Source organism: Streptomyces sp. 3214.6, assembly GCF_900129855.1.
Lineage (GTDB): Bacteria > Actinomycetota > Actinomycetes > Streptomycetales > Streptomycetaceae > Streptomyces > Streptomyces soliscabiei.
The window spans coordinates 4,358,186-4,384,078 of the sequence record NZ_LT670819.1; the positions used below are offsets into that span (position 1 = coordinate 4,358,186).

General features: G+C 71.8%; 24 protein-coding genes. 11 read left to right on the forward strand and 13 right to left on the reverse strand.

Going from position 1 to position 25,893, the window contains the following annotated elements; all coding sequences use genetic code 11:
* Window positions 1-4: 4 nt before the first annotated feature.
* The 3 genes from B5557_RS19530 to B5557_RS19540 are packed head-to-tail and all read right to left on the reverse strand — an operon-like array spanning window position 5 to window position 3,686.
* Window positions 5-1,735 (reverse strand): L-aspartate oxidase, encoded by a 1,731-nt coding sequence (locus B5557_RS19530; protein ID WP_079660681.1) that lies wholly within the window; start codon window positions 1,733-1,735, stop codon window positions 5-7.
* On the reverse strand, window positions 1,732-2,724 hold the full coding sequence (gene panC, locus B5557_RS19535) for a pantoate--beta-alanine ligase (RefSeq protein WP_079660682.1): 993 nt from the start codon (window positions 2,722-2,724) through the stop codon (window positions 1,732-1,734). The genes B5557_RS19530 and panC overlap by 4 nt, the downstream gene beginning before the upstream one ends.
* The gene (locus tag B5557_RS19540) at window positions 2,721-3,686 is read right to left on the reverse strand and encodes a Rossmann-like and DUF2520 domain-containing protein (RefSeq protein ID WP_079660683.1); all 966 of its coding nucleotides are present in this window, start codon (window positions 3,684-3,686) and stop codon (window positions 2,721-2,723) included. Before B5557_RS19540 ends, panC begins: the two co-directional genes overlap by 4 nt.
* Window positions 3,687-3,962: 276 nt before the next feature.
* On the opposite strand from B5557_RS19540, the gene B5557_RS19545 reads away from it, so the two are divergent.
* Window positions 3,963-5,162 carry a threonine aldolase family protein gene (locus tag B5557_RS19545; RefSeq protein ID WP_079660684.1) on the forward strand — a complete coding sequence of 400 codons (1,200 nt, stop codon included), beginning with the start codon at window positions 3,963-3,965 and terminating at the stop codon, window positions 5,160-5,162.
* Here B5557_RS19545 and B5557_RS19550 read toward each other — a convergent pair.
* Window positions 5,152-5,361 (reverse strand): hypothetical protein, encoded by a 210-nt coding sequence (locus B5557_RS19550; RefSeq protein WP_079660685.1) that lies wholly within the window; start codon window positions 5,359-5,361, stop codon window positions 5,152-5,154. The two genes, B5557_RS19545 and B5557_RS19550, sit on opposite strands and share 11 nt — an antisense overlap.
* A gap of 218 nt (window positions 5,362-5,579) precedes the next feature.
* Between B5557_RS19550 and B5557_RS19555 the strand changes: the two genes are divergently transcribed.
* Window positions 5,580-6,686 carry a DUF5937 family protein gene (locus B5557_RS19555; protein ID WP_079660686.1) on the forward strand — a complete coding sequence of 369 codons (1,107 nt, stop codon included), beginning with the start codon at window positions 5,580-5,582 and terminating at the stop codon, window positions 6,684-6,686.
* Window positions 6,687-6,703: 17 nt separating this feature from the next.
* Here the strand turns inward: B5557_RS19555 and B5557_RS19560 are convergent, their stop codons facing one another.
* A complete protein-coding gene (locus B5557_RS19560; RefSeq protein WP_079660687.1) occupies window positions 6,704-7,372 on the reverse strand; it encodes a response regulator in 669 nt (222 codons plus the stop codon).
* Between the two features lie 81 nt (window positions 7,373-7,453).
* Window positions 7,454-8,656: a sensor histidine kinase gene (locus B5557_RS19565; RefSeq protein ID WP_079660688.1), complete on the reverse strand. Its 1,203-nt coding sequence runs from the start codon at window positions 8,654-8,656 to the stop codon at window positions 7,454-7,456.
* Between the two features lie 118 nt (window positions 8,657-8,774).
* Between B5557_RS19565 and B5557_RS19570 the strand changes: the two genes are divergently transcribed.
* Window positions 8,775-9,842 (forward strand): SAM-dependent methyltransferase, encoded by a 1,068-nt coding sequence (locus B5557_RS19570; protein WP_079660689.1) that lies wholly within the window; start codon window positions 8,775-8,777, stop codon window positions 9,840-9,842.
* 3 nt (window positions 9,843-9,845) lie between these two features.
* Here the strand turns inward: B5557_RS19570 and B5557_RS19575 are convergent, their stop codons facing one another.
* On the reverse strand, window positions 9,846-10,997 hold the full coding sequence (locus B5557_RS19575; RefSeq protein WP_079660690.1) for an NADH-quinone oxidoreductase subunit D: 1,152 nt from the start codon (window positions 10,995-10,997) through the stop codon (window positions 9,846-9,848).
* A gap of 32 nt (window positions 10,998-11,029) precedes the next feature.
* On the opposite strand from B5557_RS19575, the gene B5557_RS19580 reads away from it, so the two are divergent.
* Complete coding sequence (locus B5557_RS19580) at window positions 11,030-11,542, forward strand: PH domain-containing protein (protein WP_079660691.1); 513 nt, start codon at window positions 11,030-11,032, stop codon at window positions 11,540-11,542.
* Complete coding sequence (locus B5557_RS19585) at window positions 11,539-12,933, forward strand: PH domain-containing protein (RefSeq protein WP_079660692.1); 1,395 nt, start codon at window positions 11,539-11,541, stop codon at window positions 12,931-12,933. Before B5557_RS19580 ends, B5557_RS19585 begins: the two co-directional genes overlap by 4 nt.
* Window positions 12,934-12,948: 15 nt before the next feature.
* On the opposite strand, the gene B5557_RS19590 is transcribed toward B5557_RS19585, so the two are convergent.
* The gene (locus B5557_RS19590; protein WP_079660693.1) at window positions 12,949-14,514 is read right to left on the reverse strand and encodes a hypothetical protein; all 1,566 of its coding nucleotides are present in this window, start codon (window positions 14,512-14,514) and stop codon (window positions 12,949-12,951) included.
* 156 nt (window positions 14,515-14,670) lie between these two features.
* Entirely contained in the window at window positions 14,671-15,798 is a 1,128-nt protein-coding gene (locus B5557_RS19595; protein WP_079660694.1) for an alpha/beta hydrolase, read from the reverse strand.
* 233 nt (window positions 15,799-16,031) lie between these two features.
* Between B5557_RS19595 and B5557_RS19600 the strand changes: the two genes are divergently transcribed.
* From B5557_RS19600 to B5557_RS19625, 6 genes are all read left to right on the forward strand, one after another.
* Window positions 16,032-17,843 carry a phosphatidylglycerol lysyltransferase domain-containing protein gene (locus B5557_RS19600; protein WP_079660695.1) on the forward strand — a complete coding sequence of 604 codons (1,812 nt, stop codon included), beginning with the start codon at window positions 16,032-16,034 and terminating at the stop codon, window positions 17,841-17,843.
* Window positions 17,844-17,918: 75 nt separating this feature from the next.
* Window positions 17,919-18,890 carry a dihydropteroate synthase gene (gene folP, locus B5557_RS19605; protein ID WP_079660696.1) on the forward strand — a complete coding sequence of 324 codons (972 nt, stop codon included), beginning with the start codon at window positions 17,919-17,921 and terminating at the stop codon, window positions 18,888-18,890.
* On the forward strand, window positions 18,887-19,399 hold the full coding sequence (locus tag B5557_RS19610; RefSeq protein WP_079660697.1) for a nuclear transport factor 2 family protein: 513 nt from the start codon (window positions 18,887-18,889) through the stop codon (window positions 19,397-19,399). The genes folP and B5557_RS19610 overlap by 4 nt, the downstream gene beginning before the upstream one ends.
* A gap of 247 nt (window positions 19,400-19,646) precedes the next feature.
* Window positions 19,647-20,006: a dihydroneopterin aldolase gene (gene folB / locus B5557_RS19615; RefSeq protein ID WP_079660698.1), complete on the forward strand. Its 360-nt coding sequence runs from the start codon at window positions 19,647-19,649 to the stop codon at window positions 20,004-20,006.
* A complete protein-coding gene (gene folK / locus B5557_RS19620) occupies window positions 20,003-20,614 on the forward strand; it encodes a 2-amino-4-hydroxy-6-hydroxymethyldihydropteridine diphosphokinase (protein WP_079660699.1) in 612 nt (203 codons plus the stop codon). Before folB ends, folK begins: the two co-directional genes overlap by 4 nt.
* A gap of 72 nt (window positions 20,615-20,686) precedes the next feature.
* Window positions 20,687-21,172 (forward strand): DUF3180 domain-containing protein, encoded by a 486-nt coding sequence (locus tag B5557_RS19625; protein ID WP_079660700.1) that lies wholly within the window; start codon window positions 20,687-20,689, stop codon window positions 21,170-21,172.
* 45 nt (window positions 21,173-21,217) lie between these two features.
* On the opposite strand, the gene folE is transcribed toward B5557_RS19625, so the two are convergent.
* The 4 genes from folE to tilS form a co-directional block, all read right to left on the reverse strand.
* On the reverse strand, window positions 21,218-21,823 hold the full coding sequence (folE, locus tag B5557_RS19630; protein ID WP_079660701.1) for a GTP cyclohydrolase I FolE: 606 nt from the start codon (window positions 21,821-21,823) through the stop codon (window positions 21,218-21,220).
* A gap of 153 nt (window positions 21,824-21,976) precedes the next feature.
* The gene (gene ftsH, locus B5557_RS19635; protein ID WP_079660702.1) at window positions 21,977-24,016 is read right to left on the reverse strand and encodes an ATP-dependent zinc metalloprotease FtsH; all 2,040 of its coding nucleotides are present in this window, start codon (window positions 24,014-24,016) and stop codon (window positions 21,977-21,979) included.
* 185 nt (window positions 24,017-24,201) lie between these two features.
* Window positions 24,202-24,762: a hypoxanthine phosphoribosyltransferase gene (gene hpt, locus B5557_RS19640; protein ID WP_079660703.1), complete on the reverse strand. Its 561-nt coding sequence runs from the start codon at window positions 24,760-24,762 to the stop codon at window positions 24,202-24,204.
* Between the two features lie 72 nt (window positions 24,763-24,834).
* Window positions 24,835-25,857 (reverse strand): tRNA lysidine(34) synthetase TilS, encoded by a 1,023-nt coding sequence (tilS, locus tag B5557_RS19645; RefSeq protein WP_079660704.1) that lies wholly within the window; start codon window positions 25,855-25,857, stop codon window positions 24,835-24,837.
* Window positions 25,858-25,893: the final 36 nt, after the last annotated feature.

The window sequence follows — 25,893 nt, forward strand, 5'->3', positions numbered from 1 at the left end:
TCTGTCACTGCTCCTGGGGACGGTGCTCCGGCTGGTGCTGCCGGGTCGGGGGGAAGTCTGCGGTATCGGTGGTGTGTACGGCGAGCGTGCGGTCCGGATTCAGCCGGACGACGATGTGACGGCGCCAGTTCGCGTCGTCGCGGTCGGCGTGGTCCTCACGCCAGTGGCAGCCGCGGGTCTCCTCGCGCTGCCGGGCGGCGGCTACGAGGACGCGCGCGACGCACAGGAGGTTGGTGGCCTCCCAGGTGTCGACGCCGGGCTCGGCCGTCTTGCCGTTCTCGTCGAGGGCGTCGCGGGCCTCGCTGTGCAGCCTGTGAAGGTGGTCGGCGGCCTTCTCCAGGGACTCGGCGGAGCGCAGGACGCCCGCGCCGTCGGTCATGATCCGCTGGATGGCGAACCGGGCCTCGGGGGCCAGCAGCGGGTGCGCGGGCTTCTCCGGGCGCTCGACGGGCGCCGGCACGCGCGCGTGGAGGCCGTCGTCGGCCTGGCTCGCGGCGATGTCGGCGACGATGCGCTCGGCGTAGACGAGGCCCTCGAGGAGCGAGTTCGACGCGAGCCGGTTCGCGCCGTGCACGCCGGTGCAGGCGACCTCCCCGCACGCGTACAGGCCCGGCACGGTCGTGCGGCCGTGGGAGTCGGTGCGCACGCCTCCGGAGGCGTAGTGGGCGGCCGGGGCGACCGGGACGGGCTCGGTGACCGGGTCGATGCCGTGCGCCCGACAGGCGGCGAGGATCGTCGGGAAGCGGTGCTCCCACATGTCGGCGCCGAAGTGCCGGGCGTCGAGGAACATGTGCTCGGCGTCCTGCTCCTGCATACGGCGCATGATGCCCTTGGCGACGATGTCGCGGGGCGCGAGCTCGGCGAGTTCGTGCTGTCCGACCATGAAGCGCACGCCGTCCGCGTCCACCAGGTGGGCGCCCTCACCGCGCACGGCCTCCGAGACGAGGGGCTGCTGGCCCTCCGCGTCGGCGCCGAGGAACAGCACGGTCGGGTGGAACTGGACGAATTCCAGGTCGGAGACCTCCGCGCCCGCCCGCAGGGCCAGCGCCACGCCGTCACCGGTGGACACCGACGGGTTGGTGGTGGCGGAGAACACCTGCCCCATGCCGCCGGTCGCCAGGACGACCGCGGGGGCGTGCACGGCGCCCACGCCGTCGTGCTGCCCCTCGCCCATGACGTGCAGGGTGACGCCCGCGGTGCGGCCGTCGGCGTCCGTGAGCAGGTCCAGGACGAGCGCGTTCTCGATCGTGCGCAAGCCACGCGCGCGTACCGCTTCGACGAGCGCGCGGGAGATCTCCGCGCCGGTCGCGTCGCCGCCCGCGTGCGCGATACGACGGCGGTGGTGGCCGCCCTCGCGGGTGAGCTCCAGGCCGCCTTCCTCGGACTCGTCGAAGTGGGCGCCGGTCTCGATCAGCCGGCGCACGGCGTCGGGGCCCTCGGTGACGAGGATCCGTACCGCGTCCTCGTCGCACAGGCCCGCGCCCGCCACCAACGTGTCGTCCAGGTGCTGTTCGGGTGTGTCGCCCTCGCCCAGGGCCGCGGCTATGCCGCCCTGCGCCCAGCGGGTGGAGCCGTCGTCGAGGCGGGCCTTGGTGACGACGACCGTCTTCAGGCCGGCGGCCTCGCAGCGCAGGGCCGCGGTCAGGCCGGCGACGCCGGAGCCGACGACGACGACGTCCGCGGCGATGCTCCACCCGGGTGCGGGCGCGTGCAGTCGTATGCCTGTGCTGGTCACGAGGCGGCTCCGAAGGTGAGGGGGAGGTTGTCGATCAGCCGGGTCGTGCCGACCCGGGCGGCGACGGCGAGGACTGCCTCGCCGGTGAAGTCGTCCTCGATCTCGGTGAAGTCGGACGGGTCGACGAGCGCGAGGTAGTCCAGTTGCAGCGGCGGGTCGAGCCGGGCGGCGTCGTCGAGGACCATGCGGGCGGCCGCGCGGACGGCCGCGGGGTTGCCGGGCGTGGCCTTGGCGACGGCGTGCGCGTCGGCGGCCGCGCGGGACTCCCCTATGGCGCTGAGCGCCTCGGCACGCGCCTGCGTGGCGGGCACCTCACGCGCGCGTGCCCGCAGCGCCTCCTGCGCGGCGTGCCGGTCACCGCCCGCGAACAGGGCCTGGGAGAGCGCGAGCGCGGTGCGCCGCTCCTTGGCGGACAGATAGCGGTTGCGGCTGGACAGGGCCAGCCCGTCGTCCTCGCGCACGGTGGGCACGGCGACGATCTCCACACCGAAGTTCAGGTCCCGCACCATGCGGCGGATCAGGGCGAGCTGCTGGGCGTCCTTCTGCCCGAACAGGGCCACGTCGGGCCGGGTGAGGTGCAGCAGCTTGGCGACGACGGTGAGCATGCCGTCGAAGTGCCCGGGGCGCGAACTGCCCTCCAGGCGCTCCCCCATGGGGCCCGCGGTGATGCGGACCTGGGGCTCGCCGCCCGGGTAGACCTCGTCCACGGCAGGGGCGAACACGACGTCCGCTCCGGCCTGCTCGGCGATCTTGATGTCGGCGTCCAGGGTGCGCGGGTAGCGGTCGAGGTCTTCGCCCGCGCCGAACTGCAGCGGGTTGACGAAGACCGTGACGACGACCTCGCCGTCCGGCCCGGCGAGCTCGCGGGCGGTGCGCACGAGGGTGGCGTGGCCCTCGTGCAGGGCGCCCATGGTCATCACGACGGCCCGGCGGCCGCCACGCGTGCGTGCGTGCAGTTCGCCGGCGGTGCGCAGCAGGGTGGTGGTCATCCGGCGTCTCCTTCGGTGCCGTACGGGCCGGGAGTTCCGGGGCTGCCGGGAGTGCCGTGGGCGCCCTCGGCGAGCACGCCGAGGAGGTCTTGGGCGAGTTCGGGCTTGAGAAGCCCGTGGGCGAGTGCGCGGTCGGCGGTCGCGCGGGCCATCGCGAGGTAGCCGGCGACGGTCTGCGGGGCGTGCTCGCGCAGCTCCGCGACGTGCGCGGCGACCGTGCCCGCGTCCCCGCGCGCGACGGGGCCGGTGAGCGCCCCGTCGCCGGAGCGCAGCGCGTTGTCGAGGGCGGCGCCGAGGAGCGGGCCGAGCATCCGGTCGGGGGCGTCGACGCCGGCGGCGCGCAGCAGCTCCATGGACTGGGCGACCAGGGTGACCAGATGGTTGGCGCCCAGGGCGAGGGCCGCGTGGTAGAGCGGCCGGCGTTCCTCGGCGATCCACTCCGGCTCGCCGCCCATCTCGATCACGAGGGCCTCCGCGGCCAGCCGCAGCTCGTCGGGGGCGGTGACGCCGAAGGAGCAGCCGGCCAGGCGCTGGACGTCCACGGGCGTGCCGGTGAACGTCATCGCCGGGTGCAGCGCGAGCGGCAGCGCGCCCGCGCGCAGGGCGGGGTCGAGGACCTTCGCGCCGTACCGCCCGGAGGTGTGCACGAGCAGCTGGCCCGGCCGTACGGCGCCGGTCTCGGCGAGGCCCTCCACGAGGCCGGGCAGGGTGTCGTCGGGGACGGTCAGCAGCACCAGGTCGGAGCGCTGGAGGACCTCGGCGGGCGGGACGAGGGGCACGTCGGGCAGCAGGAGCGCGGCGCGCCGCCTGGAGGCGTCGGAGACGCCGGAGACGGCGACCGGGCGGTGCCCGGCGAGCTGGAGGGACGCGGCCAGGGCGGGACCCACCCGGCCGGCGCCGACCACGCCCACGGCGAGCCGCGCGGGGCGGTCCCTGGGGTCTGGCTGTTGGGCTGTACTCACGCGACGAGGGCCTTCCGTTCCAGTCCGCTCCGGGTACCGGACGATTTCTCGTCATGTTAACGCGATCGGTTCGAGGGGCGTCCGGTTGTCCACAGGCTGTGGGCTTTCCCACCCGCCTCCCACTGGCCTCCCACCCGCCTCCCACCGGCTTCCCCACTGTTTCCCCGCTGCGTCCCCGGCTTCTTCCCCGCCGCGTTCCCGGCCGCCTTCCGGTGCGGGGCCGGGGGCCGTAAATGCGCGTGCCGATGCGAGCCGCGGCACGGCATCATCCGGGGCATGGCGAACACGGCAGAGCACGACGACGAGAAGACGGCGCGGCAGCGCCTGCGGGAGCGGCGGGCGGTCGCCTTCCGGGAGGCGGAACGCGTCCTGTCGCGCGGCGGCTTCCGGAGCCCGCTGCGGGATCGGCTGGCCCTGCTGCAGGAGGCCGAACACGTCTACGACCTGGACGAACCCGCGGACATCTACGGCGACGGGGTCGTGGAGGCCCTTGAGAGGCGGGTCGCCGGGCTGCTGGGGACGGAGGCCGCGGCGTTCTTCCCGACCGGCACGATGGCCCAGCAGATCGCCCTGCGCTGCTGGGCGGGCCGCACCGGCAACCCCACGGTCGCGCTGCACGCGCTGAGTCATCCCGAGGTATGGGAGCGGGGCGCGTTCACCACCGTCAGCGAGCTGCGCACGGTCCAGGTGACCCGCGAGCCCCGCCTGCCCACGGCCGAGGAGGTCCGCGCCTTCGAGGAGCCCTTCGGGGCGCTGATGCTGGAGCTGCCCCTCAGGGACGCCGGTTTCGTACTGCCGTCCTGGGAGGAGCTGACGGAGGTCGTCGAGGCGGCGCGCGAACGCGACGCGGTGGTGCACTTCGACGGCGCGCGCCTGTGGGAGACGACCCACCACTTCGGCCGCCCTCTGCACGAGATAGCGGACCTGGCGGACAGCGTCTATGTGTCGTTCTACAAGTCCCTCGACGGCTTCGGCGGCGCCGCGCTCGCCGGCCCGAAGTCGCTGGTGGAGGAGGCGAAGACCTGGCGGCACCGCTACGGCGGAATGATCTTCCAGCAGTTCCCCACCGTCCTGTCCGCCCTCATCGGCCTGGAGCGGGAACTGCCCCGGCTGCCGGAATACGTGGCCCACGCGCGCGTGGTGGCCGCCGCACTGCGTGAGGGGTTCGCCGAGGCCGGTGTGCCGTGGGCGCGCGTGCACCCCGAGATGCCGCACACCCACGAGTTCCAGGTCTGGCTGCCGTACGAGGCGGACGTGCTCGCCGAGGCGGCGGCGCTCCAGGCCGAGGAGACGAAGACGATGCTCTTCGCCACCGCCTGGGAGCGCGGCGGCCCGGGGCTGTCCCTCACCGAGGTCTCCGTCCGCGCCGCCGGCCTCACGTGGACGGCGGACGACGTGAAGGCGGCGGTCGCGGACTTCATGGACCGGGTGGCACGCGTGGCCGAGGAGACCGGCAAGCGGGGGGTCAGCAGGTAGGGCGCGGGCGCAGTCGGCGGGCCAGGGCCCGCCGCAGCCTTCCGCGCGCGGGACGGCCCGCGAGGACCGCGCGGAACTGCTGGTGGTCGCGCAGTTCGCGCATCACCTGCCAGTCGTGGGCGCCGAGCGCCGGGACGGGGGGCTCGCCGTGCTGCCGGGCGCGGTAGGCGTCGAGGGCGTACTGCTGCGTGATGCTCATGGCCGATGCCTCTTCAGGTCTTCAGGACGTGTCGGGTCTTCAGGACGTGTCCGGTCTTCAGGACGTGTCACGTGTCGGGACGTGGAAGGGGAATCCGGAAGGCTCCGCGGCGGCCCCGGTGTCCTCAGGCTGCGCCCGGCCCGCGCCCCGCGTCGCGTCGATTGACGGCGACCGTCAATCGGGAACCCGTTGTCAGTGGTGGGGTGCACCATGAGGGCATGGGCGTGAACATCGACATCGCGGGGCTGCGGCCGGAGAGGGTCGCCGTCGTTCCTTCGCCCCTGGCCGAGCTCGGTCAGGCGCTGCACGCACTGTCCGAGCCGGGGCACCACCCCGGTCTGCAGGGCTGGGTCACCGGCGTCACCGCCCGGCTCGACCCACGACTGGCCGACCGGATGTGCGAGGCCGACTTCCTGTGGCGGACGACGTTCTCGGACCTCTTCCTGCCCTACGCGGGCATCCCGGGCCGCAGCACGCTCCCCGGAGCCACGCTCGCCGAGGAACTCGACCTCCTGGACAAGCTGACGGACGACGAGTTCGTGGACCTCGCCCTGGAGTTCACATGCGCGCCCGGGTACGACCTGCCGAGCCCCAGCGTCCTCTCCGACCCCGCACTGCGCAGCCGCACCTTCGAACTGGCCGCCTCGCGCGGACCGCGCCAGGTGAGGTTCACCCGGCGGGTGCTCGATGACCCGCCACGCGTGCGTGCCTGGCTGAGGGAGTTCCTGGAGGACTGCGAAGAGGCGTTCTTCGCCGATGTCTGGGCCCGCGTGAGCCACGCTCTCGCCGCGGACGCCCGCCACAAGACGGATCTGCTGCGCCGCAAGGGCCTGGCGGAAGCGCTCACCGCGGTGTCCCCGGCCGTGACGCTGGATGAGCAGGCCGCGCGGATCGTCGTCGACAAACTGGTCGACGCACGCTGCACCACAGGCGACGGGGGCCTGTTGCTGGTGCCGACGAGTCTCGGCTGGCCGCACCTGGCGGTGCTGCACCGGTACGGCTGGCAGCCGGTGATCCACTACCCGGTCGGTTCGCCGGAGCTGGCGTCACCGCCGTCTGTGGAGCAGCTGACGCTGCGGCTGACCGCGCTGTCCCACCCGGTCCGGATGCGGATCTGCCGCCAACTGGCCCGCAGCGCCTACACCACGACCGAGCTGGCCCAGGTCCACGGTGTGACGGCCCCCGAGATATCCCGGCACCTCGGTGTCCTGAAGAAGGCGGGCCTGCTCACCACGCGCCGGCGCGGCCGGTACGTGCTGCACCAGCTCGACGTGACCGTGGTGGCCCGGCTGGGCAGCGACTTCCTGGAGGGGATACTCCGCTAGAACCTGTCCAGGCGGGCTCAGTGGCCGCCCGCGCGGACGAGCCCCGTCTCATACGCCAGGACCACCACCTGGACCCGGTCGCGCAGCCCCAGCTTGGTGAGGATGCGGCCCACATGGGTCTTGACGGTCGCCTCGGACAGCACCAGCCGGGCCGCGATCTCCCCGTTGGACAGCCCCTGGGCGACCAGCACCATCACCTCGCGCTCCCGCTCCGTGAGCCGCTCCAGCCCCTTGTGCCGGGGTTCCTTGCCGGCGCTGGGCAGCATCGGCGCGAACCGGTCGAGGAGCCGGCGGGTGGTGGACGGGGCGACCACCGCGTCACCGCTGTGCACGGAGCGGATGGCGGCGAGGAGCTCGCCCGGCGGCACGTCCTTCAGCATGAACCCCGAGGCACCCGCCTTCAGCCCCGAGAACGCGTACTCGTCCAGGTCGAAGGTGGTCAGGATCAGCACCTTCGGCGGGTCGGGCTCCGCGCAGATGCGCCGGGTGGCCTCCACGCCGTCCAGCTTCGGCATACGGACGTCCATCAGTACGACGTCCACCTCCGTGGACCGCACCACCTGCAGGGCCTCGACCCCGTCGCCCGCCTCCGCCACGACCTCCATGTCCGGCTGGGCGGCGAGCACCATCCGGAACCCGGTGCGCAGCAGCACCTGGTCGTCGACGAGCATCACGCGGATGGTCATGAGGTCCTCTTCCGTGGGTCTTCGCTGGATGGGCGCGAGGGTGGGGGCGTGACAGGTGTCAACAGGGGGCGTGCATCGGCGTCAATGCGCGGGTTTGAGCGGGAGCAGAGCGCTGATGCGGAATCCTCCGCCGGGCCTCGGGCCCGCGTCCAGGGTGCCGCCCACCATGCCGACCCGCTCGCGCATGCCGATCAGGCCATGGCCCGCACCGTCGGCGCCGCCCTCCTCGTACAGCTCGTGCGGGGCGCCCTTGCCGTCGTCCTCGACGAGCAGGCCGAGGCCGTCGTCGAAGTAGACCAGGCGCACGCTCGCGCCCGCGTTCGGTCCGCCGTGCTTGCGCGTGTTCGTCAGCGCCTCCTGCACGATGCGGTACGCCGTCAGCTCTACGCCGCTGGGCAGCGGCCGCGCGGTGCCCTCGACCTTGAAGTCCACCGGCAGACCCGAACCGCGGCACTGCTCGACGAGATCCTCGATCTGCTCGACGTCCGGCTGTGGCACGTACTCGCCGCCCTCCTGGTGCTCGCCGGTGCGCAGCACGCCCAGCAGGCGGCGCATCTCGGCGAGGGCCTGGCGGCCGGTGGAGGAGATCGTCTCCAGGGCCTTCTTCGCCTGGTCGGGCGCCGCGTCGAGGACATAGGCGGCGCCGTCGGCCTGCACCACCATCACCGACACGTTGTGGGCGACGACGTCGTGCAGCTCGCGCGCGATGCGGGCGCGCTCGGCGGCTACCGCGACCTTCGCCTGGGCTGCGCGCTCCTTCTCCAGGCGGGCGGCACGCTCCTCCAGTTGCGCGAAGTACGCGCGACGGGTGCGAATGGAGTCACCCAGCACCCAGGCGAGGGCGAACGGCACCGTCTGGAAGACGATGACCGCGACCTGGCCCGGCACGCTGGCGTTCTCGTGCGGCCAGCGCACCTGCGCCAGGGTGGCCGCGCTCAGCGCCATGACCAGGGAGAGGCGGGAAGCCCAGCGGGCACCGATCGCGGCGACCGTGTAGACGATCACCAGCAGGGCGGAGTCGGCCGCCGTGACCCCGATGTTCAGCACCAGCTGAGCCAGTCCGAGCGCCGCGGCAAGCACGAGCATCTGCTCGGGCATACGCCGACGCAACGCGATGACCAGGCACAACAGAAACACGACCGGCACCAGCAGCGCCATGGAGTCGGTGCCGCCGCGGTCTTGTCCCGCGGTTCCGGCAGCCGCGGAGATCCCGAACACGACGAGGGCCCAGAAGCCGTCGACCCAGGTCGGGTGTCTGCGGAGGAAGTCATAGAGGCGCTGCACGTAACCCAGCGTAGGGAAGGCCGATGCGTGCAGGGGTCAACCGGAGGGCCGATCCGGTCCGGGCGCGCGTACTCCGCAAGGTGGATGCCGTGATCACCTGTACGCCTAGTCTGACCGGATGGTGGACGAGGTGACCGATCCGGGCGCGTGGCGCGGCTGGCGGGCGGCGACGCAGACCGCGCTGTACGGCACGGACACGACGGGCGGCTTCTACCGGCGGCACGAGGGTCCGGCCGGGCATTTCCGCACGTCCGTGCACGCCTCGCCGCTGTTCGCCGGGGCCGTGGCCCGGCTGCTGTGCCGGGTAGACGAGGCGCTGGGCCGTCCCGCCTCGCTCGACTTCGTCGACATGGCCGCCGGCCGGGGCGAACTTGTCACCGCGGTGCTCGCCGCGCTCCCCGCCGACGTGGCGGCGCGCACGCGCGCGTACGCCGTCGAAGTCGCCGGCCGCCCCGAGGGCCTCGCTCACCGGATCGAGTGGCTGTCCGAGCCCCCACGACAGGTCACCGGGCTGTTGTTCGCCAACGAGTGGCTGGACAACGTACCCGTGGAGGTCGCGGAGGTCGACGCCGAGGGGGTGGCGCGGCTGGTGCTGGTCCGGGGCGATGGGGTCGAACGCCTCGCGGAGCCGGTGTCCGGCGCGGAGGCGGATTGGCTCGACCGCTGGTGGCCGTGGCCGTCGGCGCGCGAGGCAGGGCTCCGCGCGGAGATCGGGCTGCCGCGGGACACCGCGTGGGCGTCCGCTGTCGGCTGCGTCGTACGGGGGCTCGCGGTGGCGGTGGACTACGCGCACTCGGCGGACGCCCGCCCCCCGTTCGGGACGCTCACCGGGTTCCGGGAGGGCCGTGAGACGGCGCCCGTGCCGGACGGGTCCTGCGACATCACGGCCCACGTCGCGCTGGACGCGTGCGCGCAGGCGGGCGAAGTCGCGCTGGACGCGTGCGCGCAGGCGGGCGAAAAGGGCTCCCGCGCCCGCCTGCTCACCCAGCGCACGGCGCTGCACGCCCTGGGCGTGACCGGCGCACGCCCCCCGCTCGCGCTCGCCTCCACCGACCCCGCGGCCTATGTGCGCGCCCTCACGAGCGCCGGAGAGGCCGCCGAGCTCACCGCGGCGGGCGGCCTGGGCGACTTCGGGTGGCTCCTCCAGCCGGTGGGAATTCCGGACCCGCTCGCCACCGCGGTCTGATCCCTACTTGTCGATGTCCCCGACCACGAAGAACATCGACCCCAGGATCGCCACCATGTCCGCGACCAGCGTGCCCGGCAGCAGTTCGGTGAGCGCCTGGATGTTGTTGTACGAGGCCGAGCGCAGCTTCAGCCGGTACGGGGTCTTCTCGCCCTTGCTGACGAGGTAGTAGCCGTTGATGCCGAGGGGGTTCTCGGTCCACGCGTACGTGTGCCCCTCGGGCGCCTTGAGGACCTTCGGGAGTCGCTGGTTGATCGGGCCGGGCGGCAGGTCGGCGAGCCGGTCGAGGCAGGCGTCCGCGAGGTCGAGCGCGTTGTGCGTCTGCTCCAGGAGGCACTCGAAGCGCGCGAGGCAGTCGCCCTCGGTCCGGTGCACCACCTTCAGGGTGTCCTGCAGCTCTCCGTACGCGAGATAGGGCTCGTCGCGGCGCAGGTCGAAGTCGACGCCCGAGGCCCGCGCGATGGGCCCGCTCACGCCGTACGCGTGCACGTGCTCCGGTGCGAGGACGCCCACGTCCCGTGTGCGCCCCCGGAAGATCTCGTTGCCGAGCACGAGGTCGTCGAACACGTCCATACGGGAACGCACCGCGGCGACGGCGCCACGCGCGCGCGTGGACCAGCCGGCCGGGATGTCCTCCTTGAGGCCGCCGACGCGGTTGAACATGTAGTGCATGCGCCCGCCGGAGACCTCCTCCATGACGTTCTGGAGCACCTCGCGCTCGCGGAAGGCGTAGAAGACCGGTGTGATGCCGCCCAGTTCCAGCGGATACGACCCCAGGAACATCAGGTGGTTCAGCACCCGGTTCAGCTCGGCGAGCAGCGTGCGGGTCCACACCGCGCGCGGGGGCACCTCCATGCCGAGCATCCGCTCCACCGCGAGGACCACACCCAGCTCGTTCGAGAACGCCGACAGCCAGTCGTGACGGTTGGCCAGCATGACGATCTGGCGGTAGTCGCGGGCCTCGAACAGCTTCTCCGCACCACGGTGCATGTAACCGATCACCGGCTCCGCGTGCCGGATGCGCTCGCCGTCCAGCACGAGCCGCAGCCGCAGCACACCGTGCGTGGAGGGGTGCTGGGGACCGATGTTGAGCACCATGTCGGTGCTCTCCGCGGCACCGCCGATCCCGACCGTGGTCTCCGTCGTAGGAGTCATGCATCACAGTCTCCCCTACGTACGCTGGCCGCATGGAAACGGGGAGCCCTGGGGGCCTGGAGACGACGGACAGCGGATCGGCCGGACCCGTGTGGACCGGACTGCCGCCGGGGCTGCTGCGGATGCGGCGACTGTTGCTGGTGGTGTGGCTGGGGCTGGCGGCCGTCGGCATCGGGCCGCCGCTCGGCCTGTTCGCCGGTCCCGCGTGGGCGGCGTTCGCGGTGCTGCCGCTGGCCGGCATCGGCTGGGGGTGGGTGCTGCTCGGCCGCAACTGGCGCTCCTGGCGGTACGCCGAGCGGGCCGACGACCTACTGATCAGCCGGGGTGTGCTGTGGCGTGAGGAGACCGTCGTGCCCTACGGACGCATGCAGCTCGTGGAGGTCACCTCGGGTCCCGTCGAGCGGCACTTCGGGCTGGCCAGCGTCCAGCTGCACACCGCGGCCGCCGCGACCGACGCGACCATCCCGGGCCTGGACCCGGCCGAGGCGGAGCGTCTGCGCGACCGGCTCACCGAGCTCGGCGAGGCCCGATCGGCGGGACTGTGACGACGCCGGGCGTCGAGGACGACGTCCCGCACAGGCCCGACGAGGCGAACGCGTACGGCATATCGGGAGGCCCCACACCTGGCGCCCGTCCGCAGCGGCCCGTCACCGAGCGCAGGCTGCACCCCGTCACGCCGTTCCGGCGGGCGTGGGCGCCGATCGCGGTCCTCGTCGGATGGGCGGTGCACGACCCGAACCAGGCGCAGGAGCAGCTGACCCGGCTCACCACCACGACCCTGCTGATCGCGCTCGCCGCCCTCGTCCCGGCGGCCTCCCTCTACGGCTTTCTGACCTGGTGGTTCACCCACTTCGCGGTGACGGACGGCGAACTGCGCATACGGACCGGCCTGCTGTTCCGGCGCACCGTGCACATCCGGCTGGAACGCATCCAGGCGATCGACGTCAGCCAGCCGCTGCTGGCGCGGATCGCGGGCGTCGCGAAGCTCCGGCTCGACGTGGTCGGCGCCGAGAAGAAGGACGAACTCGCCTTCCTGGGCGAGGAAGAGGCCCGCGTGCTGCGGGCGGAGCTGCTCGCGCGGGCTGCCGGTTTCGCCCCCGAGTCGGCGCACGAAGTGGGCGAGGCGCCCGCGCGCGAGCTGTTGCGCGTCCCGGCGCGCAAGCTGGCGATCTCCCTGCTGCTGACCGGCGCGACCTGGGGCGCGCTGGCCGCCGCGCTCGTCGTGCCGCCGGTCCTGTGGCTGGCCACGCACAGCGTGTGGACGGTCCTCGCGACCGGCGTGCCGCTCCTCGGCGCGGCGGGCGCGAGCAGCGTGGGACGGTTCGTCGGCGAGTACGACTGGACCGTGGGCGAGTCCCCGGACGGGCTGCGGATCGACCACGGGCTGCTGGACCGTACGCACGAGACCGTCCCGCCCGGACGCGTGCAGAGCGTGCGGATCGTCCGGCCGCTGCTGTGGCGGCGGCTCGGCTGGGTGCGCGTCGAGCTGCATGTGGCGGGCTCGGCCAACTCCGTGCTCGTGCCGGTCGCGCCGCGCGAGGCCGCGGAGGCCGTCGTCGCGCGCGTGCTGCCCGGGGTGAGCGTCCCGGCCGAGGAGTCGCTGTCGCGCCCCCCGCGGCGGGCCGGTCGGTGTGTGCCGGTGTGGTGGCGGGGCTACGGGATCGCCGTCACGGACAGTGTGTTCGCCGCCCGGCACGGACTGCTGCGCCGCAGCCTGACGCTCGTGCCGCACGCCAAGGTGCAGAGCGTGCGGCTGACGCAAGGGCCCTGGCAGCGCCTGTGGCGCCTCGCGGACGTCCATGTGGACACGGGAGCTGGCAAGACCGTCACAGCCCGCCTGCGGGACGCACAGGAGGCCGCGGAGCTGCTCCGCGGCCAGGCCGAACGATCACGGACCGGGCGCCTGGACGCCCGGCCCGACCGGTGGATGGCTTAGGACTGCCCGCGGGCGTCAGGAGACGGCGCTGCGCAGCCCCTGGAGGTCGATCACCTCGGTCTCGTCGTGGGCGGTCAGGTCGATCACCTGGCCCACACCGCGCGACGCCTCGTCGACCGGCTTGAACTCCGCCTCGGACTCGGCCTTGTGCAACGCGAGGGCCTCCTGGCCGACGACGTCGGCGAGGTCCTCGTTCTGCACCGACTCCAGCGTGTCGGACGACGACGCGCTCTTCGTGCCGAAGAAGTCGAACCCGCCCTCGGCCGTCGGACGTCGTACGGGCTGCGCGGCCGGTACGACGGCCACGGCGGTCGGCACGGCGAAGTGGCCGGAGGGGCGCTGCACGGGAGCGGCGGGACGGCGGACGAGCGCGGAGCCGACCTCGGCGGCGGGCGCGGAGCCGGCCGGGGCGGGGGCCGGCGACAGCTCGGGCCGCGCGGGCCGCACCTCGTTCACGTCCTGCGCGCGAGTCACGCCGACCGCACCGGCCGCGTCGTTCGCCTCATGGGCCTCGCTTGCCTCGCCCGCCTCGTTCGCCTCATGGGCCTCGTTCGCCTCGGCAGAGGTCTCTTCCGGGGCGTCCTGCTTCGCCTCGTCGCTCTCCGCGACCTCGTTCCGCGGAGCCGGGATGGCCTCGTCAGCCGTGTGGGGGGCGACCGCGCGCGCGTGCTCGTCGGCCGCCTCGGGCTTCCCCTGCGCCTCGTCCTCCTGCGCGGCCTCCGCCTCGCCACCGCCGGCGGTGACCTCCACGGAGGTCGTCCGCGCGGGCTCCTCCTCGGCGTGGTCCTCGCTCTTCGCGGGCTTGGCGGAGTCGGTGTCGAACCGGGCCAGCGCCACCTGCGCCCGCAGGAACAGCTTCGATCCCTCGGGGGAGAAGACCGCCGGGGCCTTCGGCTCCTCCTCGGCCGACTCCCCGGACTCCGCCGACTCGACGGACTCACCGGACTCGACCGCCTCCGGGGTCTCCTGGGTCTCCTCGACCCTCTCGGCCTTCTCGGCCTCCTGCGCCTCGGTGTCCGTCTCGACGGCGGCCTCGCCCTCAGTGGCCTCGATGTCCCGCGCGGTGGGCGTACCGGTCGGCTCGGCGTCCTGCGCCGTGCGCGCGGCAGGCAGTGCGGGCGAGGGAGCCGCTTCTATCTCGAGCAGCCGACGACCCTCCAGGGCGCTGGCGCGCTCGGTCTCCGCGGTGGCGTAGCGGCGCAGCAGCGCGGCGTGCTCGTTGCGCAGGCCGGCCAGTTCGGCGCGCTTGGACCGCAGCCGCTGCTCCAGCTTGACGCGCAGCTCACGCGATTCGTCGAGGTCGCTCTCCAGTTCGGCGACGCGTTCCTCGTAGCGCCATTCGTCACCGGCACGCGCGCGCGTGAGGTCGGCGACCTGCTTGCCCGCCTGCATGTCCCAGCGGCGCATCACGACCGCGCCGACGATCGCCGTCGCCGCGGCGGCCGCGGCCAGACCCCGGAGCACCGTCGGCTCCGTGAACACCCAGGGGCCTAGGGCGCAGAGAAGGGAGACGCTTGCGATCGCCGAGGGAGGCAGCAGCCTGTGCAAAGGTGGGGAATGGCGGTGACGTCCACGTGGCATGGCCAGAAACTTACCGCGCGTAGGCGAATGTTGGCGCCCCGCCCCGCAAAAACACAGCCATACCGAAGTCTTCACAGGGCATCAGCAAACAGCGCTGGCGTCGAATTCGACGGGAAGCAAGATCATTTCTGGTCGGAGCCGCCGAAGGGTGCGCTGTCACCGGTCGCCCAGCCGCCCGCTGATCCACTGCAGCACCGGCGGAATCTCCCGCCGCCAGGTGTTGAAGTTGTGCCCGCCGCTGTCCAGAACGATCGACGAGATCCGGGTTTTGCCCGTGCCCTTCGCCAGCGCTATGAACTTCATCGTGGCCTTGTAGTTGGATTCTCCAACCTTGCTGGTGGTGACGAGCAGCGAGGTATTCGGACCGGGACGGTTCTTCAGATACCAGAGCAAATCCGCCTCGTTGCGCAGCGTCTTGTTTCCGTGGAAGAGATCACCCGTGGTCGGGTCGATCGGCGCCTTGTAGTACGCCGAAAGGCCCACACCGGCCGCGTAGACCTCCGGGTGGTGCATCGCCAGCTTCAGGGCGCAGTAGCCGCCCGTGGAGTCGCCGATGATCCCCCAGTTGCCGGGCTTCTTGCCCACCCTGTAGTGGGCCGTCACGGCGTCCGGCAGGTCCTTCGCGAAGAACGACTCGGTCTGCGGCCCGCCCGGGATGTCCACGCACTCCGTGTCCCGCGGCGGCGCGACCGTCGGCCGCAGCATCACCAGGATCATCGGCTGCATCCGCCCGTCCTTGGCGAGCTCCCGCGCGGTGCTCGGGTAGTGCAACTTGTTGACGAGCGCCTCCGCCGTACCGGGGTACCCCGTCAGGATGACGGCCGCGGGGAACGTACGCGTGCGGTACGCCGGGTCGAAGTACTCCGGCGGCAGATACACATACGCGGTCGTGGCTATGTGCGTCGTCCTCCCGTTGACGGCGACCTTCTGGACCTGCCCGCCCACCTGCGGCCGCCCGCTGCCCCCGCCGTCCACGCGCCGTGTGTCGACGACCTGCAGCGGCCCCGCCGGGCCCCCGTCCGCCGCATGGTCGACGACCACGCCCTGGTCGGTCTCCTTGCCGAAGAGGTCCGCCCAGCTGGCGTAGAAGCCGAAGGCCTGGTTGGCGGAGAGCCCGACCGACGCGAACAGCGCCAACTGGGTGGCGAGCAGCAGGCCGACGCGGCCGCTGACGGCCCGCCAGCTGCGCCGGGCCAGGCGCGGCCACAGCCATACCGTGCCGACGAACAGCGAGAGGGCGAACAGCACTGACAACAGCAGCACTTTGTTGCTCGTGAGACCCACGGTGGTTTCCTGCCTGCTCTCCGTCGGGGAACACGCCCGTCCCCCCGGCTCCTTCGCGAGGGCTTGTCCCAGACTTTCCTTGGTCTTTTCAGTGGCTTTGAGGAGACGAGTGAACCTCTTAGCCCAAGACACCGTCCTAGAGGGCGCAATGTCGCCGGATGCCCGAATCGGCACCGGGTTCAAGGTCTCTCGCGGAACTACGGGATGCGATGTCTGTCACGGAAGATGGGGAAATGTCGGGCGGGGTTCCGCACCGATCAAGCCGGGTGCGGCAGATAGTGCGAGGTCCGCGCCCCGAGTCCGTACCTGCCCTCGTCGGCAGAGCGTGTGCCCTCGTGGGTCTGCTGGACGTCGCCGCGGGTGTCTTCCCGCGGTTCCGGCACAGCCGTATGCACACCTTCGCCGAGGTGCTGCCGGGTTCCTTCGGGCCCTTCGTGGCCGCGCTGTCGCTGAGCGCCGGCGTCCTGCTGCTGCTGCTCGCCCACGGCCTCAAGCGCGGCAAGCGGCGCGCCTGGCGTGCGGCGGTGGTGCTGCTTCCGGCGGGCGCGGTCGCACAGTTCGTGTACCGGCACTCGATCGTGGGCGCGCTCATCTCGGTCGCGCTCCTGGTGCCGCTGCTGGTGCACCGCGACCAGTTCGCGGCGCTGCCCGATCCGCGCAGCCGCTGGCGCGCGCTGGCCAACTTCGTCCTCATGGGAGCGGGCTCCCTCGGTCTGGGGCTGGTCATCGTCAGCGTCCACCCCAACCGCATGATCGGCGACCCGAGCCTGGCCGATCGCATTACGCATGTCCTGTACGGCCTCTTCGGCTTCGAGGGCCCGGTCGACTACCAGGGCAACACCTCCTGGACCGTCGCCTTCTCACTGGGCGCCCTGGGCTGGATCACCGCGGTGACGACGATCTACCTCGCGTTCCGCCCCGAACACCCCGCCGCCCGCCTCACCGAGGAGGACGAGACACGCCTGCGCGCCCTGCTGGACAAGCACGGCCGCCGCGACTCCCTCGGCCACTTCGCCCTGCGCCGCGACAAGGCCGTCGTCTTCTCCCCCAGCGGCAAGGCCGCCGTCACCTACCGCGTCGTCTCCGGCGTGATGCTGGCCAGCGGCGACCCCATCGGCGACGTCGAGGCCTGGCCCGGCGCGATCGAACGCTTCATGGACGAGGCCAAGGCCCACTCCTGGACCCCGGCCGTCATGGGCTGCTCCGAGACCGGCGGCGAGGTCTGGACCCGCGAGACCGGCCTGGATGCCCTCGAACTGGGCGACGAGGCGGTGGTGGACGTCGCGGATTTCTCCCTCGCCGGCCGCGCGATGCGCAACGTGCGCCAGATGGTCAAGCGCATCGAACGCGCCGGTTACGAGACCCGCGTACGGCGCGTGGGTGACCTCGGCGAAGCCGAACTCGAGCGCGTCCGCCGCGCCGCCGAGGACTGGCGCGGCACCGACACCGAACGCGGCTTCTCCATGGCCCTGGGCCGCATCGGCGACCCGGGCGACGGCGACTGCCTCATCGCCACCGCCCACAAGGCCGACGAGACCCCCGGCGAGTACGGCGACCTGAAGGCGATCCTGCACTTCGTGCCCTGGGGCCCGGACGGTGCCTCTTTGGACCTGATGCGCCGCGATCGCTCCGCCGACCCCGGCATGAACGAGCTCCTCATCGTCGCCGCCCTCCAGGCCGCCCCCAAGTTCGACATCACGCGCGTCTCGCTGAACTTCGCGATGTTCCGCTCGGCCCTCGCCCGCGGCGAGAAGATCGGCGCCGGACCCGTCCTGCGCGCCTGGCGCGGCCTGCTGGTCTTCCTCTCCCGCTGGTTCCAGATCGAGTCCCTGTACAAGTTCAACGCCAAGTTCCAGCCCCGCTGGGAACCCCGCTTCGTCGTCTACCGGGCCTCCGGCGACCTCCCCCGCATCGGCTTCGCCGCCATGCAGGCCGAAGGCTTCGTCGATCTCGCCCTCCCCCTGCCGCGTTTCCTGCGCCGCCGCTCCAGCGCGGCACGCGCGTGTGCGCACACGGTGGCGGAGAGAGACGTACGGGCGGCATAGCCGCACGATGGAGGCAACGGGACCCGGGCCCGGGCCGCACGCGGTCCGGGCCCTTCCTGGGCCTACGCTGAACGTATGAGCAAGCAGAGCGGACGCGGGCGCGTCGACGGCCTTCCGGATTGGGACCGCTGCGCGGTCATGGGAGTCGTCAACGTGACCCCCGACTCCTTCTCCGACGGCGGCCGCTGGTTCGACACGACGGCCGCCGTCAAGCACGGCCTCCAACTCGTCGCCGAGGGCGCGGACCTGGTCGACGTCGGTGGTGAGTCCACCCGCCCCGGCGCCACCCGCGTCGACGAGGCCGAGGAGCTGCGCCGGGTCGTCCCCGTCGTCCGCGGTCTCGCCTCCGAGGGCGTCGTCGTCTCCGTCGACACGATGCGCGCCTCCGTCGCCGCCCAAGCCCTCGCGGCCGGCGCCGCCCTCGTCAACGACGTCAGCGGCGGCCTCGCCGACCCGGCGATGATCCCGGCCGTGGCGGACGCGGGCGCCCCCTTCGTCGTCATGCACTGGCGCGGCTTCCTGGAGGGCGGCAACGTCAAGGGCGTCTACGCCGACGTCGTCGCCGACGTCGTGGACGAACTGCACGCGCGCGTGGACGCCGTCCTCGCGGGCGGCATCGCCCCGGACCGCATCGTCGTCGACCCGGGCCTCGGCTTCTCCAAGGAGGCCGACCACGACCTCTCGCTGCTGGCCCACCTCGACCGCCTGCGGTCCCTCGGCCACCCGCTGCTCGTCGCCGCCTCCCGCAAGCGTTTCCTCGGCCGCGTCCTCGCCGGCCCCGGGAGCGCGCCGCCGCCCGCGCGCGAGCGCGACGCCGCCACCGCCGCCGTCTCCGCTCTCGTCGCCCAGGCCGGCGCCTGGGCGGTCCGCGTGCACGAGGTACGCGCGACGGCGGACGCGGTACGGGTCGCACGCGCCGTGGAGGAGGCGCGCGAGGCAGGCGACACGCCCGACACGCACAACACTCAGGACGCGCACCCCGGCGCACACCGTCCGCACGGCCCACACGGCCCACGCGGCCCGCACGGCGCAGAAGGAGCCCGGTGAGCGCCCCCCACACCGATGTCGAGCAGGTCGCGGCCGCCAACACCGCCTTCTACGAAGCACTGGAACAGGGCGACTTCGAAGGGGTGTCCTCGCTCTGGCTCGCCCCGGCCGACCTGGGCGTGGACGAGACCTACCACGACCCGGCGGACGTCGGCGTGATCTCCTGCGTGCACCCCGGCTGGCCCGTGCTGACCGGCCGCGGCGAGGTCCTCAGGTCGTACGCGCTGATCATGGCGAACACCGACTACATCCAGTTCTTCCTCACCGATGTGCATGTCTCCGTCACCGGCGACACCGCGGTCGTGACCTGCACCGAGAACATCCTCAGCGGCGGCCCCGCGCCGGAGGACGGCGAGGAGCTCGGGCCGCTCGTCGGCCAGCTGGTGGTCGCCACGAACGTGTTCCGCCGCACATCCGACGGCTGGAAGCTGTGGTCGCACCACGGCTCTCCGGTGCTGGCCGAAAACGACGAGCCCGAGGACTCCGAGGACGAGGACACCCCCTCCTGAACGGGTAGAGGACCCACAGGGACCAAGAAGTGGTTGGAATCACGAACCCATGGGTAGGCGCGGCTACCGACGTGTGAGCCGCCGGGCGCCCCAAGGAAAACACCCGGTGAACACTCCTGGCTCCGACCCGGGCCACCGCGGCCGGGGCCAGGGTCTGTCAGTGCTCGCAGGTAGATTCGTTCGAGGGCCGGGGCGTTGCCCGCACCCGGTACGCACCGGCCGAACCGACGACTGCAGGAGGATTCGCGTGGATCGTGTCGCGCTGCGCGGCCTGAAGGCCCGCGGGTACCACGGCGTGTTCCCCAAGGAACGCGAGGAGGGGCAGACCTTCATCGTGGACCTCGTCCTGGGCCTGGACACCCGGCCGGCCGCCGCCGACGACGACCTGGCGAAGACCGTGCACTACGGCATCGTGGCGGAGGAGGTCGTGGCCGTCGTCCAGGGCGACCCCGTCGACCTCATCGAGACGCTCGCCGAGCGCATCGCCCAGGCCTGCCTGAAGCACGAAGGGGTCCAGGAGGTCGAGGTCTGCGTCCACAAACCGGACGCCCCGATCACCGTCCCCTTCGACGACGTGACCGTCACCATCACCCGGAGCCGTGCATGACCGCGTTCTTCACCGAGGGTCAGAGCGACCCGACTGTACAGCCGGTACCCGCCTCCGTCGTCGAGAAGGTCGACGCCGCCGACACCACCCTGCACAACCCCCAACGGGCCGTGATCTCCCTCGGCGCCAACCTCGGCAACCGTCTGGAGACCCTCCAGGGCGCCATCGACGCCCTGGAGGACACCCCGGGCGTCCGCATCAAGGCCGTCTCCCCGGTGTACGAGACCGAGCCGTGGGGCGTCGAGCCCGGCAGTCAGCCGTCGTACTTCAACGCGGTGATCCTGCTGAAGACGACCCTGCCGCCGTCCTCGCTCCTGGAGCGGGCGCACGCCGTCGAGGAGGCCTTCCACCGGGTACGGGACGAGCGCTGGGGCGCCCGCACCCTCGACGTCGACATCGTCGCGTACGCCGATGTCGTCGACGACGACCCGACCCTCACGCTCCCCCACCCCCGCGCCCACGAACGCGCCTTCGTCCTCGCCCCCTGGCACGACGTGGAGCCCGAGGCCCAACTCCCCGGGCGTGGCGCGGTCGCCGACCTCCTCGACGCCGTCACCCGCGAGGGCATCGCGGCCCGCAAGGACCTGGAACTCCAGCTGCCCGAGTAGTCGTTAAGGTCAGGAAGACCACTGCCCGCGCGCTGTCCGCGCCCGCGGGCTCGGGGGAGCTGAAGGGACACCGTGAGAGAGCTGCGCATCAGGGTGCTGGCCGGCGTGTTCGTCGTCGCCGCGATCCTGTCCTGGGCGGGTGCCCGCCTCTGGAACTCGATCGGGACCCTCCCCAGCGTCCCGCTGGCCGCCCCCATCGTGCTCGCCCTGATCGCCGTGGTCCTGCTCGCGACGGCGTTCTCACTGCGCGGGCGTCTCAAGGCCCAGCGTGAGCGGCGCCCCGGGGCCAAGGGAGTCGACCCCTTGATGGCGGCCCGCGCCGTTGTCTTCGGTCAGGCCAGCGCGCTGGTGGCCGCCCTGGTCTCCGGCATGTACGGAGGCACGGGCGTCTTTCTCCTGGAGTCCCTCGACATCCCGGCCCGTCGCGATCAGGCCATCTACGCGGGCTTCTCGGTCCTGGCGGGCATCGCGGTCATAGCGGCGGCCATCTTCCTGGAACGCGTCTGCAGGCTCCCCGAGGACGACGACCACCAAAACGGCGCAGCGTCGACGGCGTGACGCCGCGCGTGCGAACGCAGGCGGGACGGGCGAAGCAGGCCGGCGTCAGTCCGCCATGATCAGGCTCATCGCCTCGTTGCGCGTCGCCGCGTCCCGCAGCTGCCCGCGGACCGCCGACGTGATGGTCTTGGCGCCGGGCTTGCGAATGCCCCGCATGGACATGCACATGTGCTCGCACTCGATGACGACGATCACACCGCGCGGCTCCAGAATCCCCATCAGGGAGTCGGCGATCTGCGTGGTGAGACGTTCCTGCACCTGCGGTCGGCGAGCGTAGACGTCCACGAGGCGGGCCAGCTTCGACAGACCGGTGATCTTCCCGCTGGTGGAGGGGATGTAACCGACGTGGGCGACGCCTCTGAACGGCACCAGATGGTGTTCACAGGTGCTGAACACCTCGATGTCCTTCACCAGCACCATCTCGTCGTGCCCGAGGTCGAACGTCGTGGTCAGGACGTCCTCGGGCTGCTGCCACAGCCCCGCGAATATCTCCTTGTACGCCCGCGCCACCCGTCCCGGCGTCTCGCGGAGGCCCTCACGGTCCGGGTCCTCGCCGACCGCGATCAGCAGTTCGCGTACGGCGTTCTCGGCGCGCTTCTCGTCGAACTCGCCGATGGAGCCTTCACCGTCCAGCGTCACGGGGTCGGTCATCTGGTGCCTCGTTCCTGTGCGGGTTCGCGCGTGTGGGGCACGCGCCTCATCTGCGGGCATAAAGAATCGGTCATACGAAATGCCGCGCCCCCCAGGCTAGGTCCTGGGGGGCGCGGCATCCATTCCGGGCCTGGTGGGGCTCCCGGAGCCGGGTCAGCTCTCCGGGCGGTCCTCCGGGGCGGGCTCGGCCACCGGGCTGGACTCCACCGCGGTGGACTTGGCGGTGGAGATCGCCGGCGTCGCGCCGTTGGCGCCGTTCGTCAGTGCGAGCTCCTTGGGGGAGAGCACCGGCGGACGGGTGGAGGGCGTGCGCCGCGAGGAGCCGGTCCAGGCGGGCCGTGCCGGGCGCTTGACGATGGCCGAGAAGATCTCGGCGATCTCCTCCTTGCCCAGCGTCTCCTTCTCCAGCAGCTGAAGCACCAGGTTGTCGAGGACGTCGCGGTTCTCGACCAGGATCTCCCAGGCCTCGTTGTGCGCGTTCTCGATGAGCTTCTTGACTTCCTCGTCCACCAGGGCGGCGACCTCTTCCGAGTAGTCGCGCTGGTGAGCCATCTCACGGCCGAGGAACGGCTCGGTGTTGTCGCCGCCGAACTTGATGGCGCCCAGACGCTCGGTCATGCCGTACTGGGTGACCATCGCCCGCGCGGTCGCCGTGGCCTTCTCGATGTCGTTCGCGGCACCCGTGGTCGGGTCGTGGAAGACGAGCTCCTCCGCCGCTCGGCCGCCCAGCATGTAGGCCAGCTGGTCGAGCATCTCGTTGCGGGTGGTGGAGTACTTGTCCTCGTCCGGGAGCACCATCGTGTAGCCGAGGGCACGGCCGCGGGACAGGATGGTGATCTTGTGGACCGGGTCGGAGTTCGGCGAAGCCGCCGCGACCAGGGCGTGACCGCCCTCGTGGTACGCGGTGATCTTCTTCTCCTTGTCCGACATGATCCGGGTCCGCTTCTGCGGGCCCGCGACCACACGGTCGATCGCCTCGTCCAGCATGTGGTTGTCGATCAGCTTCAGGTCCGAGCGGGCCGTCAGCAGCGCGGCCTCGTTCAGCACGTTGGAGAGATCGGCGCCCGTGAAGCCGGGGGTGCGGCGGGCGACGGCGGCCAGGTCGACGTCGGGCGCGACCGGCTTGCCCTTCTGGTGAACCTTGAGGATCTCCAGACGGCCCTGCATGTCCGGGCGGTCGACCGCGATCTGGCGGTCGAAGCGGCCGGGGCGCAGAAGGGCCGGGTCGAGGATGTCGGGTCGGTTCGTCGCGGCGATGAGGATCACACCGCCCTTGACGTCGAAGCCGTCCATCTCGACGAGCAGCTGGTTCAGCGTCTGCTCGCGCTCGTCGTGACCGCCGCCGAGGCCGGCGCCGCGGTGGCGGCCGACCGCGTCGATCTCGTCGACGAAGACGATCGCCGGGGCGTTCGCCTTGGCCTGCTCGAAGAGGTCACGGACTCGGGAGGCACCGACACCGACGAACATCTCGACGAAGTCGGAACCGGAGATCGAGTAGAAGGGGACGCCCGCCTCGCCGGCGACGGCGCGCGCGAGCAGGGTCTTGCCAGTGCCGGGAGGCCCGTACAGGAGCACACCCTTGGGGATCTTGGCGCCGACGGCCTGGAACTTCGCCGGTTCCTGGAGGAACTCCTTGATCTCGTGGAGTTCCTCGACGGCCTCGTCCGAGCCGGCGACGTCGGCGAACGTCGTCTTCGGGGTGTCCTTGGTGATGAGCTTGGCCTTGGACTTCCCGAAGTTCATTACCCGGGAGCCGCCGCCCTGCATCTGATTCATCAGGAACAGGAACACGACCACGATGAGAACAAAGGGGAGCAGGGACAGCAGGATCCCGACGAAGGCGTTCTGCTTCGTCGGCGAGACCGTATAGCCGTCCGGAATCTGCTTGTCCTGGTACTTGGTCTGCAGCGTGTTGGCGATGGTCACGCCCTGATCGCCGATATAGCTCGCCTGGATCTTCGAGCTGCCCTCGATCTTTGTGCCGTCCTTGAGCGTGGCCTTGATGGTCTGCTCGTCACCGGTGGTGAGCTTGGCCGACTCGACCTTGTTGTCGTTGATCGCTGCAATGACCTGGCCTGTGTCCACCGTCTTGTAGCCGCCGGACGAGCCGACGACCTGCATCAACACGACCACGGCAAGGACGGCCAGCACGATCCACATGACCGGCCCACGGAAGTATCGCTTCACGTCCATCCATACGGAGCGGTGTCGCCCCGTCCCTCCTGCCACAGTGAGTTTGATAAGACAGTTCTTCTGACGGTACCCCAGCTTTGTCACGCGAAGCCGCACGGAACGGCTGGCGCACCCGTCTGCATGCTCCAACGGCGAGAGGGCCGCAGGGGTTCCCGATCTTCGTACGGGGCTTGAGCCCTTCGGGTTCAGCCGCCGTAGACGTGAGGCGCGAGCGTACCGACGAACGGGAGGTTGCGGTACTTCTCGGCGTAGTCGAGGCCGTAGCCGACGACGAACTCGTTGGGGATGTCGAAGCCGACCCACTGCACGTCGATGGCGACCTTGGCGGCCTCGGGCTTGCGCAGCAGCGTGCACACCTTCAGGGAGGCGGGCTCGCGCGAGCCGAGGTTGGACAGCAGCCAGGACAGGGTCAGCCCGGAGTCGATGATGTCCTCGACGATCAGGACGTGCTTGCCCTTGATGTCGGTGTCGAGGTCCTTGAGGATCCGCACCACACCGGAGGACTGGGTGCCCGCGCCGTAGGACGACACGGCCATCCAGTCCATGGTGACGGGGGTGGACAGCGCTCGGGCGAGGTCGGCCATGACCATCACGGCGCCCTTGAGGACGCCGACGATGAGCAGGTCCTTGCCCGCGTACTCCGCGTCGATCTTCGCGGCCAGCTCGGCCAGCTTCGCGTCGATCTCTTCCTTGGTGATGAGCACCTCTTTGAGGTCGGTGCCCATGTCTTTCGCGTCCACCCGCATCACTTTCGGTTGTCCCACCGGCCACCGGGACCGCCCACGACCACGTAAGCGGTCCTGCCGGAGGGCCCGGATTCAGCCTTGCCGAATCACCAGTCTGCCACCCTGGCGCTGGGCGACGACTTTGCCGGGGAGATTGATGACTCCCTGGCCGCGCCAGCCGGTGATCAGCCGGTCGACCTCCTCGATGTGCCGGGCGAAGAGGGAACCGGCCGGGGCGCCCGCCTCGATGGCGGCACGCCGCAGGATCCGGCGGCGTACGGCGGGCGGCAGCGCGTAGAGCTTGGCGCACTCCAGGAGGCCGGCTGCGTCCCGTACGGAGGACTCGGCCTGGCCGGCCCAGGCGTCGAGGGCGTCGGCGTCGTCGCGGGAGAGCTGGGCCGTACGGGCGAGGGCTTCGACGACGCCCTTGCCGAGGGCTTTCTCCAGGGCGGGCAGGCCCTCGTGGCGCAGCCGGGAGCGGGTGTAGGCCGGGTCGGCGTTGTGGGGGTCGTCCCAGACGGGCAGGGACTGGACCATGCAGGCCTTGCGGGCGGTCTGCCGGTCGAGCTGGAGGAAGGGGCGGCGGTAGCGGCCGCCGGCCCCCGAGACCGCGGCCATGCCGGACAGGGAGCGGATGCCGGAGCCGCGCGCGAGGCCGAGGAGGACGGTTTCGGCCTGGTCGTCGCGGGTGTGGCCGAGGAGGATCGCGGCGGCGCCGTGGCGTTCGGCCGCGGCGTCCAGGGCGGTGTAGCGCGCGTCGCGGGCGGCGGCCTCGGGGCCGCCTGCGCGGCCGACGGACACGGCGGTGGACTCGACCGGATCGAGGCCGAGTTCACGCAGTCGCAGGACGACTTCCTCGGCGCGCAGGTCGGAGCCGGGCTGCAGGCCGTGGTCCACGGTGACGCCGCCGGCGCGGATGCCGAGCCGGGGGGCCTCGAAGGCGAGGGCGGAGGCGAGCGCCATGGAGTCGGCGCCGCCGGAGCACGCCACGAGCACGAGCGGCGACTGCGGGCGCTCGTGCGGGCTTGCCTCGGGGGCGGGGTGGTCGTTGAGGATGTCGTGAAGGACGCGGCGGACCGCCAGGCGTATCGCCGCGACCGCAGGATGGGGACCCATTGTCCGGTTCCCTTCATGAAGTTTTCGGGGGTGAAC

What these genes read in the sequence shown, in the direction of transcription:
- folE (WP_079660701.1), bottom strand. Translation starts at nt 21,823, where the DNA reads ATGACCGACCCCGTGACGCTGGACGGTGAAGGCTCCATCGGCGAGTTC.
- B5557_RS19560 (WP_079660687.1), bottom strand. Translation starts at nt 7,372, where the DNA reads ATGACCATCCGCGTGATGCTCGTCGACGACCAGGTGCTGCTGCGCACC.
- folP (WP_079660696.1), top strand. Translation starts at nt 17,919, where the DNA reads ATGAGCAAGCAGAGCGGACGCGGGCGCGTCGACGGCCTTCCGGATTGG.
- B5557_RS19550 (WP_079660685.1), bottom strand. Translation starts at nt 5,361, where the DNA reads ATGAGCATCACGCAGCAGTACGCCCTCGACGCCTACCGCGCCCGGCAG.
- B5557_RS19545 (WP_079660684.1), top strand. Translation starts at nt 3,963, where the DNA reads ATGGCGAACACGGCAGAGCACGACGACGAGAAGACGGCGCGGCAGCGC.
- hpt (WP_079660703.1), bottom strand. Translation starts at nt 24,762, where the DNA reads ATGCGGGTGGACGCGAAAGACATGGGCACCGACCTCAAAGAGGTGCTC.
- panC (WP_079660682.1), bottom strand. Translation starts at nt 2,724, where the DNA reads ATGACCACCACCCTGCTGCGCACCGCCGGCGAACTGCACGCACGCACG.
- ftsH (WP_079660702.1), bottom strand. Translation starts at nt 24,016, where the DNA reads ATGGACGTGAAGCGATACTTCCGTGGGCCGGTCATGTGGATCGTGCTG.
- folK (WP_079660699.1), top strand. Translation starts at nt 20,003, where the DNA reads ATGACCGCGTTCTTCACCGAGGGTCAGAGCGACCCGACTGTACAGCCG.
- B5557_RS19555 (WP_079660686.1), top strand. Translation starts at nt 5,580, where the DNA reads ATGGGCGTGAACATCGACATCGCGGGGCTGCGGCCGGAGAGGGTCGCC.
- B5557_RS19590 (WP_079660693.1), bottom strand. Translation starts at nt 14,514, where the DNA reads ATGCCACGTGGACGTCACCGCCATTCCCCACCTTTGCACAGGCTGCTG.
- B5557_RS19570 (WP_079660689.1), top strand. Translation starts at nt 8,775, where the DNA reads ATGGTGGACGAGGTGACCGATCCGGGCGCGTGGCGCGGCTGGCGGGCG.
- tilS (WP_079660704.1), bottom strand. Translation starts at nt 25,857, where the DNA reads ATGGGTCCCCATCCTGCGGTCGCGGCGATACGCCTGGCGGTCCGCCGC.
- B5557_RS19575 (WP_079660690.1), bottom strand. Translation starts at nt 10,997, where the DNA reads ATGACTCCTACGACGGAGACCACGGTCGGGATCGGCGGTGCCGCGGAG.
- B5557_RS19600 (WP_079660695.1), top strand. Translation starts at nt 16,032, where the DNA reads ATGTCGGGCGGGGTTCCGCACCGATCAAGCCGGGTGCGGCAGATAGTG.
- B5557_RS19580 (WP_079660691.1), top strand. Translation starts at nt 11,030, where the DNA reads ATGGAAACGGGGAGCCCTGGGGGCCTGGAGACGACGGACAGCGGATCG.